At 43.0% G+C, this 14,680-nt stretch carries 18 protein-coding genes and 2 tRNA genes; 10 read left to right on the top strand and 10 right to left on the bottom strand.

Going from position 1 to position 14,680, the window contains the following annotated elements; translation table 11 throughout:
* The gene (locus FTT73_RS00205; RefSeq protein WP_180190842.1) at positions 1 to 429 is read right to left on the bottom strand and encodes a PH domain-containing protein; all 429 of its coding nucleotides are present in this window, start codon (positions 427 to 429) and stop codon (positions 1 to 3) included.
* 583 nt (positions 430 to 1,012) lie between these two features.
* Between FTT73_RS00205 and fadB the strand changes: the two genes are divergently transcribed.
* From fadB to FTT73_RS00190, 3 genes are all read left to right on the top strand, one after another.
* Positions 1,013 to 3,163, top strand: coding sequence for a fatty acid oxidation complex subunit alpha FadB (fadB, locus tag FTT73_RS00200; protein ID WP_180190841.1), 2,151 nt, complete (start codon positions 1,013 to 1,015; stop codon positions 3,161 to 3,163).
* 12 nt (positions 3,164 to 3,175) lie between these two features.
* Positions 3,176 to 4,348, top strand: coding sequence for an acetyl-CoA C-acyltransferase FadA (fadA, locus tag FTT73_RS00195; protein ID WP_005095215.1), 1,173 nt, complete (start codon positions 3,176 to 3,178; stop codon positions 4,346 to 4,348).
* Positions 4,349 to 4,484: 136 nt separating this feature from the next.
* On the top strand, positions 4,485 to 5,366 hold the full coding sequence (locus FTT73_RS00190) for a viperin family antiviral radical SAM protein (protein ID WP_180190840.1): 882 nt from the start codon (positions 4,485 to 4,487) through the stop codon (positions 5,364 to 5,366).
* Positions 5,367 to 5,407: 41 nt separating this feature from the next.
* Here the strand turns inward: FTT73_RS00190 and FTT73_RS00185 are convergent, their stop codons facing one another.
* Together FTT73_RS00185 and FTT73_RS00180 are read right to left on the bottom strand one after the other, a co-directional pair.
* On the bottom strand, positions 5,408 to 5,716 hold the full coding sequence (locus tag FTT73_RS00185) for a hypothetical protein (RefSeq protein WP_180038648.1): 309 nt from the start codon (positions 5,714 to 5,716) through the stop codon (positions 5,408 to 5,410).
* Entirely contained in the window at positions 5,707 to 6,171 is a 465-nt protein-coding gene (locus FTT73_RS00180) for a hypothetical protein (RefSeq protein WP_180038649.1), read from the bottom strand. Before FTT73_RS00180 ends, FTT73_RS00185 begins: the two co-directional genes overlap by 10 nt.
* 177 nt (positions 6,172 to 6,348) lie before the next feature.
* Here FTT73_RS00180 and FTT73_RS00175 point away from each other — a divergent pair, with 177 nt between their 5' ends.
* Entirely contained in the window at positions 6,349 to 6,729 is a 381-nt protein-coding gene (locus FTT73_RS00175) for a hypothetical protein (protein ID WP_180190839.1), read from the top strand.
* A gap of 94 nt (positions 6,730 to 6,823) precedes the next feature.
* Here the strand turns inward: FTT73_RS00175 and tehB are convergent, their stop codons facing one another.
* From tehB to FTT73_RS00140, 7 genes are all read right to left on the bottom strand, one after another.
* A complete protein-coding gene (gene tehB / locus FTT73_RS00170; RefSeq protein ID WP_180190838.1) occupies positions 6,824 to 7,690 on the bottom strand; it encodes an SAM-dependent methyltransferase TehB in 867 nt (288 codons plus the stop codon).
* Between the two features lie 213 nt (positions 7,691 to 7,903).
* Positions 7,904 to 8,176 carry a hypothetical protein gene (locus tag FTT73_RS00165; protein ID WP_005095207.1) on the bottom strand — a complete coding sequence of 91 codons (273 nt, stop codon included), beginning with the start codon at positions 8,174 to 8,176 and terminating at the stop codon, positions 7,904 to 7,906.
* Between the two features lie 110 nt (positions 8,177 to 8,286).
* Complete coding sequence (locus tag FTT73_RS00160) at positions 8,287 to 9,036, bottom strand: hypothetical protein (protein WP_180190837.1); 750 nt, start codon at positions 9,034 to 9,036, stop codon at positions 8,287 to 8,289.
* A gap of 198 nt (positions 9,037 to 9,234) precedes the next feature.
* Positions 9,235 to 9,738: a hypothetical protein gene (locus FTT73_RS00155; protein ID WP_005095202.1), complete on the bottom strand. Its 504-nt coding sequence runs from the start codon at positions 9,736 to 9,738 to the stop codon at positions 9,235 to 9,237.
* 235 nt (positions 9,739 to 9,973) lie between these two features.
* Positions 9,974 to 10,049, bottom strand: a tRNA-Phe gene (locus tag FTT73_RS00150).
* Between the two features lie 136 nt (positions 10,050 to 10,185).
* A tRNA-Phe gene (locus FTT73_RS00145) sits at positions 10,186 to 10,261 on the bottom strand.
* Between the two features lie 201 nt (positions 10,262 to 10,462).
* The gene (locus FTT73_RS00140) at positions 10,463 to 10,840 is read right to left on the bottom strand and encodes a GNAT family N-acetyltransferase (protein ID WP_005095200.1); all 378 of its coding nucleotides are present in this window, start codon (positions 10,838 to 10,840) and stop codon (positions 10,463 to 10,465) included.
* Between the two features lie 96 nt (positions 10,841 to 10,936).
* Between FTT73_RS00140 and hisB the strand changes: the two genes are divergently transcribed.
* The 6 genes from hisB (at position 10,937) to hisA (ending at position 14,657) form a co-directional block, all read left to right on the top strand.
* Complete coding sequence (gene hisB, locus FTT73_RS00135) at positions 10,937 to 11,530, top strand: imidazoleglycerol-phosphate dehydratase HisB (RefSeq protein ID WP_005095198.1); 594 nt, start codon at positions 10,937 to 10,939, stop codon at positions 11,528 to 11,530.
* Positions 11,530 to 12,147 (top strand): imidazole glycerol phosphate synthase subunit HisH, encoded by a 618-nt coding sequence (hisH, locus tag FTT73_RS00130; RefSeq protein ID WP_005095195.1) that lies wholly within the window; start codon positions 11,530 to 11,532, stop codon positions 12,145 to 12,147. The genes hisB and hisH overlap by 1 nt, the downstream gene beginning before the upstream one ends.
* A gap of 160 nt (positions 12,148 to 12,307) precedes the next feature.
* On the top strand, positions 12,308 to 12,841 hold the full coding sequence (locus FTT73_RS00125; RefSeq protein WP_005173134.1) for a DUF805 domain-containing protein: 534 nt from the start codon (positions 12,308 to 12,310) through the stop codon (positions 12,839 to 12,841).
* 103 nt (positions 12,842 to 12,944) lie between these two features.
* Positions 12,945 to 13,604, top strand: a complete 660-nt coding sequence (locus FTT73_RS00120) for a 3'-5' exonuclease (RefSeq protein ID WP_005095191.1) — start codon at positions 12,945 to 12,947, stop codon at positions 13,602 to 13,604.
* Between the two features lie 8 nt (positions 13,605 to 13,612).
* Positions 13,613 to 13,777 (top strand): hypothetical protein, encoded by a 165-nt coding sequence (locus FTT73_RS00115; protein WP_171063336.1) that lies wholly within the window; start codon positions 13,613 to 13,615, stop codon positions 13,775 to 13,777.
* 145 nt (positions 13,778 to 13,922) lie between these two features.
* A complete protein-coding gene (gene hisA / locus FTT73_RS00110; RefSeq protein WP_005095189.1) occupies positions 13,923 to 14,657 on the top strand; it encodes a 1-(5-phosphoribosyl)-5-[(5-phosphoribosylamino)methylideneamino]imidazole-4-carboxamide isomerase in 735 nt (244 codons plus the stop codon).
* Positions 14,658 to 14,680 lie beyond the last annotated feature (23 nt).

Below are 14,680 nucleotides of genomic sequence, written 5' to 3'. Positions count from 1 at the left end.
TCATGCAGACTCAATATCCGGTTTATTTGCTTGAATCGCTTGTCTAAAAGTGGTCGGATCTTTAGGTGAAACCAATACAAATTTCTGCACGCCGTCTTCCCTATAGTCAATCCGCAGACGCTTTAAGGACAAGGCCGGTGCAATAATGGAATGATCTGTCGGCTGAATGGACTGGATGGCGCTCAACGGAATCTGCCAGCTCAACCACAGGCTTTTAATGCTCAGCACTCCATTTTCCACCATATAGCGCGTACTCCACAGCGGCCACCACAGAATAATAATGGTCAGAATGTAGATAGCGGTGTGCAGTGGATATTGCTGCAGGGTGCCTTTGGCCTGCATGGTCAGCAGCAGTTGCAGTAACAGGCCACTCATACAGATCAGAAAAGCGACCAGCCACCAGTCTTTTTTGGAACGAAATACCTGCATCGAGATCCCCATATCTATGTGCCTGATCATCATAAACAATTCTGTGCCAGATGACAGAGGTCATATCCAACAGAAGCACGCTTATTTCAGGCCTAGCATCAACATAGGCATGTTGGGGCTGAAATCCTCAGAAAACCCTCGACTAAAACAATCAACTACAGTTTTATTGCGGCTGATCCGAAAATATCTATACATGCCTGCACGCCCTGTACTGAGTGAGATTCAGCCCTGATTTCCCTTGTTCCACAGGCCGATAATTGACTGAATTGACCAAATAGCAGCAAAGCCTGCCCTTGAATATTGTCCACCCTGCTCCATATCAATCAGGCTAATCGATAAAAAATAATGAATTGAAACAGAATCTTTAGTTCAGGCTGTGGTCAAAAACGGCAACAAAAATACAGCGCAGATGGAATCGATTCGGCAAAAATTGATGACCCTTGCGTCACGGCTTGATACAACTTGTTATGTTCTTTTTGGATATAGTTATCGTAAGATTAGCGAAGTCTAAAAGTGCGCGGGATATGCGCATTTGCTTCACAACATCAACTTAGAAGTCCTCCAAAATAAAGGAGATCAGGGCATGATCCACGCTGGCAATGCCATTACCGTCCAAATGCTAGAGGACGGGATTGCAGAATTCCGCTTTGACTTACAAGGTGAGTCCGTTAACAAATTCAACCGTGCAACGATTGAAGATTTCAAGGCTGCTATTGAAGCCGTCTCCCATGCCGATATTCAAGGTCTTATTGTCACTTCAGGCAAATCTACATTTATTGTCGGTGCCGATATCACAGAATTCGGCGATAACTTTGCTCAGGGTGAACAAGCGATTGTTGACTGGGCGATGCCGGTACATGAAATTTTCAACAGCTTCGAAGATCTCGACATTCCTAAAGTGGCGGCCATTAATGGTATGGCACTGGGTGGTGGTTTTGAAATGTGTCTGGTGTGTGACTACCGTGTCATGTCAGAACAGGCGCAAGTCGGTCTGCCTGAAATCAAGCTGGGCATTTTCCCGGGCTTCGGTGGTACAGTGCGTTTAAGCCGTCTGATCGGTATCGACAATGCTGTAGAATGGATGGCCATGGCCAACCCGAAAAAGCCTGCTGCTGCACTAAAAGACGGTGCTGTAGATGCGGTGGTTGCTGCTGACAAACTTAAAGATGCTGCACTTGATCTGGTCAAACAGGCGATTCATGGCCGTTTAGACTGGAGAACCAAGCGTCAGGAAAAACTGGATCCGGTTAAACTCAGCCCGATCGAACAGATGATGGCGTTTAATTCATCGAAAGGCATGGTTCTGGCCAAGGCCAATCCGGCTCAATATCCGGCGCCAAAATTACTGCTTGATTCATTACAGGCCGGTGCAAGCTTGCATCGTGATGACGCGTTAAAAGTTGAAGCTGAAGGCTTTGCCAAAGCTGCAGTTACGCCACAAGCAGGTGCATTGATCGGTTTGTTCCTGAACGACCAGATCGTGAAAAAAACCTCGAAGCGCTACGAAAAAGGTGCGCATCCGGTGAACCAGGCGGCGGTACTTGGCGCTGGGATCATGGGTGGTGGTATTGCTTATCAGGCGGCGAGCAAAGGCACACCAATCATCATGAAAGATATTGGTAATCCACAGCTTGCATTGGGTATGTCTGAAGCGAACAAACTGTTGACCAAACAGGTTGAACGCAAAAAAATGACACCAGCGAAAATGGGTGAAACGCTTGCACGTATCCGTCCGACTTTAAGCCTGGAAGAGTTTAAAGAAGTGGATATCGTGATTGAAGCGGTAACTGAAAACCCTAAAATCAAAGCTGCTGTACTTGCTGATACTGAAAAATCAGTACGTGAGAACACCATCATTGCTTCAAATACGTCTACGATTTCGATCACGCGTCTGGCTGAAACCCTGCAACGTCCTGAGAACTTCGTGGGGATGCACTTCTTTAACCCGGTACATATGATGCCTTTGGTTGAAGTGATCCGTGGCGCGAAGACCTCTGACGAAGCCATTGCAACGACTGTGGTACTTGCTCAGAAAATGGGTAAAACACCAATCGTGGTGAATGACTGCCCGGGCTTCCTGGTCAACCGCGTATTGTTCCCTTACTTCGGTGCATTTGACCTATTGCTTAAAGATGGTGCTGATTTCCAGCAAATCGATAAAGTGATGGAAAAATTCGGCTGGCCGATGGGCCCTGCTTACCTGATGGACGTTGTCGGTATTGATACTGGCGTGCATGGTGCAGAAGTGATGGCTGAAGGCTTCCCGGATCGTATGAAACCGGACTTCAAAGGTTCGATTCAAACCATGTATGAGAACAAACGTCTGGGTCAAAAGAACGACGTGGGTTTCTACAAGTATGAACTTGACCGTAAAGGCAAAAAAGCCAAAGTGGTTGATCCAACTGCATATGAGCTTGTGGCCTCTGTTGCAACTGTGGAAAAACGTGAATTTGACGCTCAGGAAATCATTGACCGTATGATGCTGGCTTTCTGTAACGAAACGGTTCGTTGCCTGGAAGACAACATTGTCGCGACTGCTTCTGAAGCAGATATGGCAATGATCATGGGTGTCGGTTTCCCTCCATTCCGTGGTGGTCCATGCCGTTACATCGATCAAACCGGTGTAGCTGAGTATGTTGCGCTTTGCAATAAGTATGCGCACCTTGGTAAAGCTTATGAAGCGCCAGAAATGTTGCGTGAAATGGCTGCTAACAACAAAAAATTCTACGGTTAAGGAGCAACGTGAATGGCTACTTTAAATCCACGTGACGTTGTCATCGTCGATGGCGTACGTTCAGCAATGGGTAAAACCAAAAACGGTATGTTCCGCAATGTACGTGCGGACAGCCTGTCTGCTGAACTTGTCCGTGCCCTGATGGTACGTAACGAATTCGACCCGAATGAAGTTGAAGACGTGATCTGGGGCTGTGTCAACCAGACTCTGGAACAAGGGATGAACATTGCCCGTAATATCGCATTACTGGCAGACTTGCCGAAAACTGTGGCTGGTCAAACCGTGAACCGTTTGTGTGGTTCGTCTATGCAGGCGATTCATACTGCGGCTGCGCAAATTGCCACCAATCAGGGTGATATCTTCATCATTGGTGGTGTCGAGCACATGGGTCACGTTGGCATGATGCACGGTATCGACCTGAACCCGGAAGCGTCTAAGCATTATGCCAAAGCGTCCAACATGATGGGCTTGACTGCGGAAATGCTGGGTCGCATGAATGGCATTAGCCGTGAGGAACAGGATGCCTTTGGTGTGGAATCACATCGTCGTGCCTGGGCTGCGACTGAAAATGGTCTGTTCCAGAACGAGATTGTGGGCATTGAAGGTCACAACGCTGATGGTTATAAAGTTCTATGTGATATCGATGAAGTGATCCGTCCGGATGCCAACATCGAATCATTCCGTGCTTTACGTCCAGTGTTCGATCCGAAAGGCGGTACAGTGACTGCGGCAACCTCTTCAGCCTTGTCTGATGGTGCTTCTGCAATGTTGCTCATGTCTTATGAGCGTGCACAAGCCTTAGGTCTTAAGCCACGTGCCGTGATCCGCTCTATGGCAGTTGCAGGTTGTGATGCTGCGATCATGGGTTACGGCCCGGTTCCGGCAACGCAAAAAGCCTTGAAACGTGCTGGCCTTGCGATTTCTGATATTCAAACTTTTGAATTGAACGAAGCCTTTGCTGCACAAGGTCTGTCTGTTCTTAAGGGCTTAGGCATTTATGACAAGCAAGACATCGTGAACCATAACGGTGGTGCGATTGCGTTGGGTCACCCACTCGGTTGTTCTGGTGCGCGTATTACCACGTCTCTGCTTAACGTGATGGAACAGCAAGATACGCAAATTGGTCTTGCGACCATGTGTATTGGTTTGGGTCAAGGTATTGCGACCATTATCGAACGTGTTTAATTCTTAAATACTGAAATAAAAATAAACCCCGCTTAGTGCGGGGTTTTTTGTCCCTTGTTTGTCCCCGAAAATGCGCCGACTAAATACTAGTATTAATTAAAGGAATCACCTGACTACACTTAACTCTGAGAGAAAAATGACAAATTTAGTTGTTAATTGGCACATTACTGAAGCATGTAACTACAAATGTTTTTATTGTTTTGCAAAATGGCAAAAAAATGAGAATAAAGAAATTATTCATAATAATGAAAAAATCATACAATTAGTTAAAGAAATATCGCTACTACCAATGATTGTAAATCAAAATAAAGGAACTAACTTTACTGGAATACGCCTTAACTTAGTTGGTGGAGAAACTTTTCTTTATAAGAAAAAAATTCTAGAAATAATTAAAGAAGCAAAAAAATATCATTTTGAATTATCAGCTATTACCAATGGTAGTTTATTAGATGGTGAATTAATAGAAATGATTGGAAATGAATTTTCATCTATTGGATTTAGCATTGACTCACTCAATTCAAATACCAACAAAGAAATAGGAAGAGTTGTAAAAAACACTCCAATGAATATCAATGAACTTCTAAAGAACATCCAACTAATAAGAGTAATAAACCCAAATATAGAAATTAAAATAAACACTGTTATTAATGAATTAAATAAGTTAGAAGACTTTAATTTATTTATCAAAAACGCCTCCCCAACTAAATGGAAAATTTTTAAAATGCTCCCAATATTAACCAAAGAAAACTCCATCAACAATGAAGACTTCTATGAGTTTATAAATAGACACAGCAAGTTTAAAAAAATTATTTTTTCAGAAAATAATGATGAAATGACTCAATCTTACTTAATGATTGACCCTCTAGGTCGCTTTTTTCAAAATAATGAACTATCTCATGGTTACGATTACAGCCACAATATTTTACAAATAGGAGGAGAGGCTGCAATAAAGCAAATTAAATTCAATATTCATAAATTTGCTAAGAGATCCAATTTAATTTCTTCTATTTCTCAATAAAGCCAAGTAATAAAAGTAAGAGATTTTTTTAAATCTCTTACTTACTCATGTCTATTTCTAATAAATTTAGTTACCTTTAAATCAAAAATTTTCATTTCCCTATTAGTATTATTCTTTTCCCAAAGCTTATACTCTAAAAAAAAGTTATATTTTTTAAAGACATCCTCTTTATTTAATGAAATTGCACCAGCTTTTGCACGTTGTACTTCTTTTTTTAATTTTTCATAAAAAGAATTATCCCCATTAGAAAATTCATCGCTAAACATCTTTAATTTTCCCTCATAGCACATGTCTAATAAATCTAAAAATCTTAATATATGTTCATTCTGTTGATTTTGTTTTAACGACATTCTTTATTGCTCTCATTCACAATAGCGTCACGTAACCTTCCCCATTTAGGATAATCCGTCCTTTCAACAATATATGTCACAAGGCATGTACATATTTTAGCAATCTTTTCAGAAGACCAGTTTTTCTCTAATTGTGAGTAATTGGCTTTACAATTTCTGTCAAAAGCTTCAATTTGCCAATCTTCCCAACTTGTACTCAACTCAGAGTAGGTAATTTCAGATGGTTTAAGTTTTTCCTGTATTTGATCAATACCAAATCCTCCTAACACTCCAATAAAAATCGAAGCAACTAAAAGGGGAATTACTTTAGAGCCCTTTTTTTCTCTATTAATAACCAATAAATCATTTCTACAAGTACCGCATTTATAAACACCTTGACGGCCTATTTCAACGACCCTATTTGTTGAATTACATTTGCTACATATCAAATAGCCATTTGTTTCTAACTCGCTCAAACCAACCCTCTAGTAATTCTATGTTTTTTTTATAATTATAGTTATTTAAGAATCAAAATGTTATCCCTTTGTAATTTTAGTTGAAAAATCAACCAATAAAATCCTATTTATGAAGCACTTAAATTTTATAAATGTATGATCAAGCCTCTTTTTTCCTATTTCCTTAAAAGGGTTTATATGAACATGCTTAAAACAATGATCGCGACTGCAATCGTAGCGACTTCTGCATCTGCAATGGCAACTGAAGCTCAAGTTGCGCCAGCAACTATTGTAACCAAAACAACCCAAACTGTTGCTAAAGAAACTGCTGCACCTGTACAAGCGAAAGTTGAAGCGACTCAAGCGACTGTTGTTGCAAATCAACAAGCGGCTGAAACTAAAGCTGAAGCAGTAAAAACAGAAGCGACGACTCAAGTAGAAATGGCTCAAGCTACAGCAGAACAACACGTTGAAGCTGCGCAAACTGAAGCAGTAGAAACCAAAGACGCGGCTGCTGAAAAAGCAGAAGTAAAAGCTGAGAAAAAAGGCTGGTTCTCTTGGTTTAAAAAAGCAGCTTAAGATTTTTTAAGCATAAAAAAAGATGTCATCCTGACATCTTTTTTGTTTTAGTTAGTCTTATTTAAGCTCAAGAATTTAAAAAATCCTTAATCTTTTATTCAACCTTCTGCGCCAGCATGGTGGCAAAGTGCTGCTTAATCCGCTGGCCCTGCGCATCCACCCGATGCAGCTCACCAATATTTTCATTGTATTTCACAATCTTCCAGTCCTCATAATAAGCCCGTAACTCGCCCGGCTTAAAGCTAAATGGAAAATCGGGCTGTACCGGAATCTCTGGCGTATCCATCGCACAGACAATCAGATTATAACCACCCGGCACGGTGGCCTGCTGCATCTGCGCAATCAAGGGTGCAATGGTTTTCGCCTCAAGGAACATCATCACCACGGTGCAGCAAATGAAGTCATACTGGCCTGTAATACTGGTATCTGTGTTGAGATCGCGGCGCTGGATCTGCAAGTGGTCAATGTGCTCCGTCTGCACAATCTGTCTTAAGGTCTGCAAACTGTTTTCATTGACATCCCAAGCATCGACATTAAAACCATTCTGACTTAAATACAGCGCATTACGTCCTGTACCGCAACCGACATCCAGCGCACGGCCACCCTTTAAATAGGGCATGGCAGCCAGTACTTCAGAATGGGTAGGATTCAACTGATATTTTTTGATGAAGTAATCTTCAGGCTGGCAATAAAAACGCAGCTGGCATTCGACATCCTCGCTGGCAGAAACAATCTTGTGCCAAGCCTCAGGTTCAATAAATGGCGGTTGCTGCGCTGGTGTAAACACATGTTCAGATTGCACCGCACCGGATGCTTCCAGCATGGCAAAATGCAACTCACCTTTAAGTAACGTCAGTTTGGCCCAAGTCCCTGCTTTGGTATTGTGCTGATTCTTGAAGCCCTGAGGAATACTCTTTTCTGTCCAGACCGGAAGTTCCTTATAACAAATCAGTTCTTGCATCAATATCGCCCTCCATCTCATGCATGCGCCGCCTGTCATGCTTATAGCGACGGTTTTATTCATTTCAGCATAGCTGGTTCAGGCCGGAATTGGAATCAGCGCTTATTTACGCTGTGCCAATACAGCAGCAAGATGCAGACCAAATCTGGAAAATAAAAAAGCTGCCTCGATCGACAGCTTGGGTTTAGCCAGAGAATGAATAGGGTGACTGGATTAATGCAGTAGTTCTGATTGTAGCCAGCGCATATAATTTTCCTGATCCATAAAATCCGGCGCGCCTTCCAGATCCAGACTGAAATATTGCTGATTAAACTGGATGACAATCTGTTCGGTATAGTGCCAGTCCTCTATCAGCTTGAAATATTGATTCAAGAAAAATCGGCTCCTGCCCTCATTATTCAGACTTTGTAGTTTTGGACATATTTTATTTGCGACAAACTCACCGTACACCTGCTGAATATCAGCAAAAACCTGAATTGTTTGCATGACTCACCTGCTTAAATGTTATGTCGTGATCTGTGCGACACATTCAATTTAAGCACTAAGTTTGAACAGCAGATGACAGTCATGTGGCAATCCTGTGATCGCCTACAGGGTTATAACTTGTTTTCAACCGCTTTCTGGTTTGCTGTCGCAATCTGTTGCATCTGTTTATTCAGGTTTAATATTTCTTTATACAGCGCATTAAACTCTTTCACGGCTTTATCTTCATAAAACATAAAAGTTTTATTTTTCTTTTGCCATTTATGCTTTTTCAATACGGCAAATAAGGCATCTGCCTTGGCCAGACTTTGTTTCTCAATCACAAAGATCGCATGGGCATTACTTTGCTGTTGATCAGCTTGCAGGTTCGCGGTCAGCTGCTGGCGATAACGGTTTTTAATATCCAGTTGCTGTGCCTTATTAATCAGCTCGGCATCACGCTGCTGAATTTGCTGCTGATAGCTGTTCACAATTTGATGCACTTGCTTGAGCATGGCTTCGGTTTCTTTATAGTCTTGTGCCTGATCCTTGGCCAGACGGTCAATATCCAGAAAATTCTGCCAGTTGGCCGCTTTCAGGTCGCGTAGATACTGATTGCGCTCCTCGGCACTGTCCCGTAGTTGACCCAGCATAAATTCGGCCATGATGGCATAGTCCCCATCCAGACGATCATCCTCAAGCTCAAGCTGAATCGGTTTAGACCAGTCCTGTGCTTGCCTTACAATGCTCTGGGTTTTTTCTTCCAGCACGGTTTCATACTCGAGCAACTCGGCCTGATGTTTTTGCTGGACAGAATTTTGATAAAACAGTCCAATAAAAATTGCCAGCGTAACAGCGGCTAATATCATAAAAACACGCGGCATGTACACGCTCCAGCTCTGTCGGTCAGATCTTATTGATAATACACACTATGCTTATTTTTTAGACACAATTCAAGAGATTTGGTTTGACCGCTCATATGGCATGCTCAGGCAAGAATCATCGTGCCCGGAAAGTAATTTAATCCGAAATCTTCTGCTGGCTGATCCTGCAGACCCAAGCCTTCAGGCTGTCAACAACGATTATCTGGAATCAAATGGCAAGCTCAGGCTGAGTCGATTTGGGTCAAATTGTTCACGTACGATTTGCACGTTGGTGGCATCCCTGTTAATACCAAAGGGTTGCAGCAAGACATACACACCATTTCTTGGGTCTGAAGACTGTAAGCCCTGTGCTATTGCCAGTACATATTCACGAAATACCACAGGCAGACTATCCAGATCGGGGGCGACCGGCGACCGCATTACATCAATATTCGCAGCAATGTCGCCATCTACGCTATAGGCCTGAATATCACGTTCGATTTTCATCAGACGCATTTGCAGGGCCTTAAGTTGGCTGTTCTGTTCCTGATAAGGCATCATTTTTTCAGTCACGGCGCGCAGTTCCGGTTCGGCCATGACAGTGAGTGTCGGCAATACCACCGGATCAGACACAGTGGCAGGTGCAGCATGGCTGAATATCGGCAGTGTAAAGGCAGCACAGGCCGTGATCAGGCCCAGTATGCTCGGCTTTAGGAGATTCATGATTTAGCCCTCATTTGGACAATAGGAAAGCTTCAGATTGAAAGCTTACAAGTAATACAAGCGCCTATTGTTAAGTTTGATAAACGGTCAATCATGAATAAACAGGATAAAAAAATAGAAAAAAATACGGCAGGAATAATAAGAAAATATAGATTTAATTCTGATCTGATTTTGTTGTAGGCAAACATTACAGGCAAAAAAAATCCCCAAACATGGTTTGAGGATTTTTTGAATATGGTGGCGAGACCCAGGATCGAACTGGGGACACACGGATTTTCAATCCGTTGCTCTACCTACTGAGCTATCACGCCGATGCGGTGTATTAAGCCGTATCTGGCTGCATTAGTCAATCAAAATTATAAAAAAAATAATTGAATGACTGAATTTTGGTCTAAAAAAAATCCCTGATGGGATCAGGGATTGAAAACTTTAAAATGTTTTAAAATATGGTGGCGAGACCCAGGATCGAACTGGGGACACACGGATTTTCAATCCGTTGCTCTACCTACTGAGCTATCACGCCGATGTCGCGTATTAAACAGTTTCAGCTTTAAATCGTCAAGAGCGCAGAGAATAATTTTCATCAAATGTTTACTTTTCCATCAACTCGCATCAATTTGAGTCATAAATTAAACAGTTTTTACCAAAGACTTCACCAATAAAACAAATCTGCGGTCTTATTTACAAAAAAGCAGCCCGAAGGCTGCGACTGCTTGATCTATTTTTAGATTTTTTCCAGATTGGCCAGACAACGATGGATGGCACCACACCCCGGCACAAAATTCTTGACCCCTTTTTCTTCTTCCATGCGGCAGACTTCACTGACCAGCCTTTCTGCAACGCCACGCCCGCGGTTGGCCGGATGCACCACGATATTTTCCAGAATCCGGCTTTCTCCCTGTCCGGTGCACCAGATTGCCCCGATAATCTTGGTATTAAATTCTGCACTATAAACTGAGGTATACTGTGTAAGGTTTTGCTCTAGTTGTTCCATGGCATCTGCCCCATCGCTAAATTCAGGGCTAGTGTCATACAGTCGCTCAAGCTGGCTGCGCACTTCATCATTTTCTAAAGAAGTATAGGCATGTACGGTAATAGGCATTGATAAACCCTCCTGAGCAATCTAATATGCGGTGACGTCGTCACGGCGAAAATATTTTCTACATCAATCATTTTGACGTATTTGAGGAACGTGTCTATGACAGATCGTATCAGTGAAGTGGTAAGAAATACCAACGAAACCAAAATTCGAGTTCGTTTGAATCTCGACGGTACTGGTCAAGGCACCTTAAACACGGGTATTCCATTTTTAGACCATATGATTGATCAAATCAAGCGTCATGGTTTGTTTGATATTGATATTCATTGTGAAGGCGATCTGGAAATTGATGACCATCATACCGTAGAAGACTGTGGTATTACCTTGGGTCAGGCTTTTGCACAAGCGCTGGGCGATAAAAAAGGCCTGAAACGCTACGGTCACTTTTATGCACCACTCGATGAATCTTTAAGCCGTGTTGTGGTGGATCTGTCTGGTCGTCCAGGCCTGTTTATGGATATTCCATTTACCCGTGCCATGATCGGCCGTTTTGATGTGGATTTATTCTCTGAATTCTTCCAGGGCTTTGTCAATCATTCATTGATGACCGTGCATATCGACAACCTGAAAGGCAAAAACAGCCATCACCAGATCGAAAGCGTATTTAAAGCTTTTGCGCGTGCGCTGCGTATGGCCTGTGAAGTGGATCCGCGTGCTGCGAACACGGTCGCTTCAACCAAAGGAACGCTGTAATGACCCGTATTGCCCTTCTTGATTATGGCATGGGAAATTTGCACTCTGCAGCAAAAGCACTCGAACATGTCGGCGCCACGGTTGATGTGACCAATGATCCTAAACTGATTGCGCAAGCAGACAAAATTGTCTTTCCGGGTGTGGGCGCCATGCGTGACTGTATGCAAGGCATGCATGAAGCAGGTATCGATGAAGTGGTGCGTAACGCAGTCTTCAACAAACCGGTACTGGCAATCTGTGTCGGGATGCAGGCCTTGATGCAGCATTCTGAAGAGAATGGTGGCACAAATGCACTGGATATTTTCAAAGGTGCGGTCAAGCATTTCCCGGAAATGGCCGGTCTAAAAGTGCCACATATGGGCTGGAATCAGGTACATCAGGCCAATCCAGACCATCCGATGTGGAACAATATTGAACAGGACGCGCGTTTTTACTTTGTGCATAGTTACTATGTAGAACCACAAGATTCAGACTTGGTGGCAGCTACTTGTACCTATGGCATTGAGTTCTGTACTGCAATTCATAAAGAAAACCTGTTCGCGACCCAGTTCCATCCGGAAAAGAGCCATACCGCCGGTTTGCAGTTATTGAAAAACTTTGTGGACTGGAAAATCTGATTTTCCTTTCGCCTAAAAAGCTCGCAGATTGCGAGCTTTTTTATTCATTTAGATTAGTTCACTGCTAGTGATTCTGACTATTTTTTAGTCACTAAAATTGTTATGATGTTGAAGTAACTCATTATATTTAAAAATAATTAAACTCAGGGGAAATACAATAATGAATCCACACTATCCAAGCAATGAATCAGCTTTAAGCCCAAATGGTCGTTTTGGCCGCTTGTCTTATCTCGGCTGGAACATGCTAATGACCTTTTCGCTCCTGATCATCATTGGGATCATTGCAGCTTTTTCACCTGGCCTATTTATGGATAGCTCTGCCTTGGCAGGCTCATCCATGGTTGCAACTGTTCTCATCGGACTCGCTTACTTGGTCATGCTTTATTTTAGTTTTGTTTTTACTATTCGCCGTCTACATGACCGCAATCATACTGGATGGTTATCGCTGCTGATCTTGGTTCCGCTACTCAATCTGATTTTTATCCTTTATCTGATTTTTGCCAAAGGTGATGACAGAAGCAATCAATACGGCCCGCGACGTACCACCAAAGCTTGGGAAAAGGTGTTGGGATTGATTTATGTACTTATTTTTCCAATCGGTATTTTAGCCGCGATTGCAATCCCTGCTTATCAAGACTATGTGACGCGTGCTCAACAGGCGCAGATGGAACAGAGTAGCTATCACACTGATTAAGCCTGGTTAAATTTTGCATAAAGCCTATTCTTTATGGGCTTTATTTTTGCCTAGAGCTGGAAAAGTGATTAAGCTGAACGCATTCATTTCATGATTGAAGCCTATGCAACAGCTGCTGGACACTTTACCAAGCAAGGAACAAATTCAGACCTTTCCTGTATTTCAAAATCTTCCGATGCAACAGATTCAGGTGATTAATAGCCTGGAACAATGTCATGCTCTTGAACAGGAACTAAAAAGCCATGCAGTCCTGGGTTTCGATTCTGAATCCAAGCCCACCTTTAAAGTCGGTGAAGTCTCCACTGGGCCACATTTGATTCAGCTGGCGACTTTAGACAAAGCCTATTTATTTCAAATGAGTCCGGCGATCTGGGATTTTCTTAAACCGATCTTTGCCAGTCGTGATCAGATCAAGGTCGGTTTTGGCCTGAAAAATGATGCGCACCTGTTCCGTAAAAAAGGCATTGAACTGAATAGTGTGATTGAACTATCCAAATGTTTTAAAGCTTTTGGTTTAAATAATCCGGTCGGATTAAAAAATGCCATGGCGTTGTTGTTTCAACTGAATTTCCCCAAATCGAAACGGATTAGTACTTCGAACTGGGCCAGCAAGAAGCTCAGCCCGGCACAGATTGATTATGCAGCCGCAGATGCCTACGCGCCCGTGCTGGTATTTGAAGAATTACTACGTCGGGATTTATTACCCAGAGAGATTCCCAATACTTCATTGAAATTGAGAATCCGTCCTTCATCGACGGCTTAAGCGTTTAAGTGGCGTATTGGTTCTGGCAACTTGATGTACGCATGAAAGCCGTGATGAGCACGATCGATGAGGTGGTTGTGACTTTAACAGATCTTACCGCTTCGATCATCGACCAGCTCAGTACACGACCCGTTATGGAAAACCTGATCTCCATTCAAGAGATGAATCATTAATGCCATTAAAATAAATGACCTCACTGCTACCTGTCTACGCACAGGTTTTCTTTATTCATACCGTTTAAGAGTTAGAAATTTCGACTTTATTTGCTAAGATGAATACACTCAAATTCATTCTAAAGATTAAGCAAGGAGCGAAAGCATGCTGATCATCCCTGCAATTGACCTGAAAGATGGCAAATGTGTCCGTTTAAAGCAAGGTCGTATGGAAGACGATACCGTATTTTCAGACGATCCGGTCGCAACAGCACAGCATTGGGTAAATGAAGGCGCTCGCCGCTTGCATTTAGTAGATTTAAACGGTGCTTTCGCAGGTACACCAATCCATAAGCCAGTGGTTGAAGCCATTGTCCGATCTCAGCCTGATTTGCCGATCCAGATTGGTGGCGGTATCCGTTCTCTGGAAACCATCGAGCATTATCTGCAAGCCGGTGTTTCTTTTGTGATTATTGGCACCAAAGCAGTTCAGGATCCTGAATTTGTTGAAGAAGCATGTCAAAAATTTGCTGGCCACATTATTGTGGGTATTGATGCCATGAATGGCATGGTGGCAACAGATGGCTGGGCCAATGTGACTGATGTCAAGGCTACTGACCTGGCGAAACGTTTTGCTGATGCTGGCGTGTCGAGCATTGTCTATACGGATATCGCGCGTGATGGCATGATGCAGGGTGTGAATATTGAGCAAACCGTGAATCTGGCGCAATACTCAGGTTTGCCTGTGATTGCCTCTGGTGGTGTAACCAATCTGGATGATGTGCGTAATCTGAAAGACCAACCGGGTATTTTGGGCGCAATTACCGGCCGTGCGATTTACGAAGGTACATTAAGCTTGCGTGAAGCACAGTTATTGCTAGATGAGCAACAGGCGCTATAATTAAGCCTGCTGTAAAAGAGGTC

The sequence above is a fragment of the Acinetobacter sp. YH01006 genome, assembly GCF_013420445.1.
In the GTDB taxonomy this organism is placed as follows: Bacteria; Pseudomonadota; Gammaproteobacteria; order Pseudomonadales; family Moraxellaceae; genus Acinetobacter; species Acinetobacter pseudolwoffii.
This window is presented reverse-complemented; position numbering and strand designations above follow the sequence as displayed.

Coding starts and splice junctions, on each gene's coding strand:
- FTT73_RS00205 (WP_180190842.1), bottom strand. CDS start 429: ATGCAGGTATTTCGTTCCAAAAAAGACTGGTGGCTGGTCGCTTTTCTG.
- fadB (WP_180190841.1), top strand. CDS start 1,013: ATGATCCACGCTGGCAATGCCATTACCGTCCAAATGCTAGAGGACGGG.
- fadA (WP_005095215.1), top strand. CDS start 3,176: ATGGCTACTTTAAATCCACGTGACGTTGTCATCGTCGATGGCGTACGT.
- FTT73_RS00190 (WP_180190840.1), top strand. CDS start 4,485: ATGACAAATTTAGTTGTTAATTGGCACATTACTGAAGCATGTAACTAC.
- FTT73_RS00185 (WP_180038648.1), bottom strand. CDS start 5,716: ATGTCGTTAAAACAAAATCAACAGAATGAACATATATTAAGATTTTTA.
- FTT73_RS00175 (WP_180190839.1), top strand. CDS start 6,349: ATGAACATGCTTAAAACAATGATCGCGACTGCAATCGTAGCGACTTCT.
- tehB (WP_180190838.1), bottom strand. CDS start 7,690: ATGCAAGAACTGATTTGTTATAAGGAACTTCCGGTCTGGACAGAAAAG.
- FTT73_RS00165 (WP_005095207.1), bottom strand. CDS start 8,176: ATGCAAACAATTCAGGTTTTTGCTGATATTCAGCAGGTGTACGGTGAG.
- FTT73_RS00160 (WP_180190837.1), bottom strand. CDS start 9,036: ATGCCGCGTGTTTTTATGATATTAGCCGCTGTTACGCTGGCAATTTTT.
- FTT73_RS00155 (WP_005095202.1), bottom strand. CDS start 9,738: ATGAATCTCCTAAAGCCGAGCATACTGGGCCTGATCACGGCCTGTGCT.
- FTT73_RS00140 (WP_005095200.1), bottom strand. CDS start 10,840: ATGCCTATTACCGTACATGCCTATACTTCTTTAGAAAATGATGAAGTG.
- hisB (WP_005095198.1), top strand. CDS start 10,937: ATGACAGATCGTATCAGTGAAGTGGTAAGAAATACCAACGAAACCAAA.
- hisH (WP_005095195.1), top strand. CDS start 11,530: ATGACCCGTATTGCCCTTCTTGATTATGGCATGGGAAATTTGCACTCT.
- FTT73_RS00125 (WP_005173134.1), top strand. CDS start 12,308: ATGAATCCACACTATCCAAGCAATGAATCAGCTTTAAGCCCAAATGGT.
- FTT73_RS00120 (WP_005095191.1), top strand. CDS start 12,945: ATGCAACAGCTGCTGGACACTTTACCAAGCAAGGAACAAATTCAGACC.
- hisA (WP_005095189.1), top strand. CDS start 13,923: ATGCTGATCATCCCTGCAATTGACCTGAAAGATGGCAAATGTGTCCGT.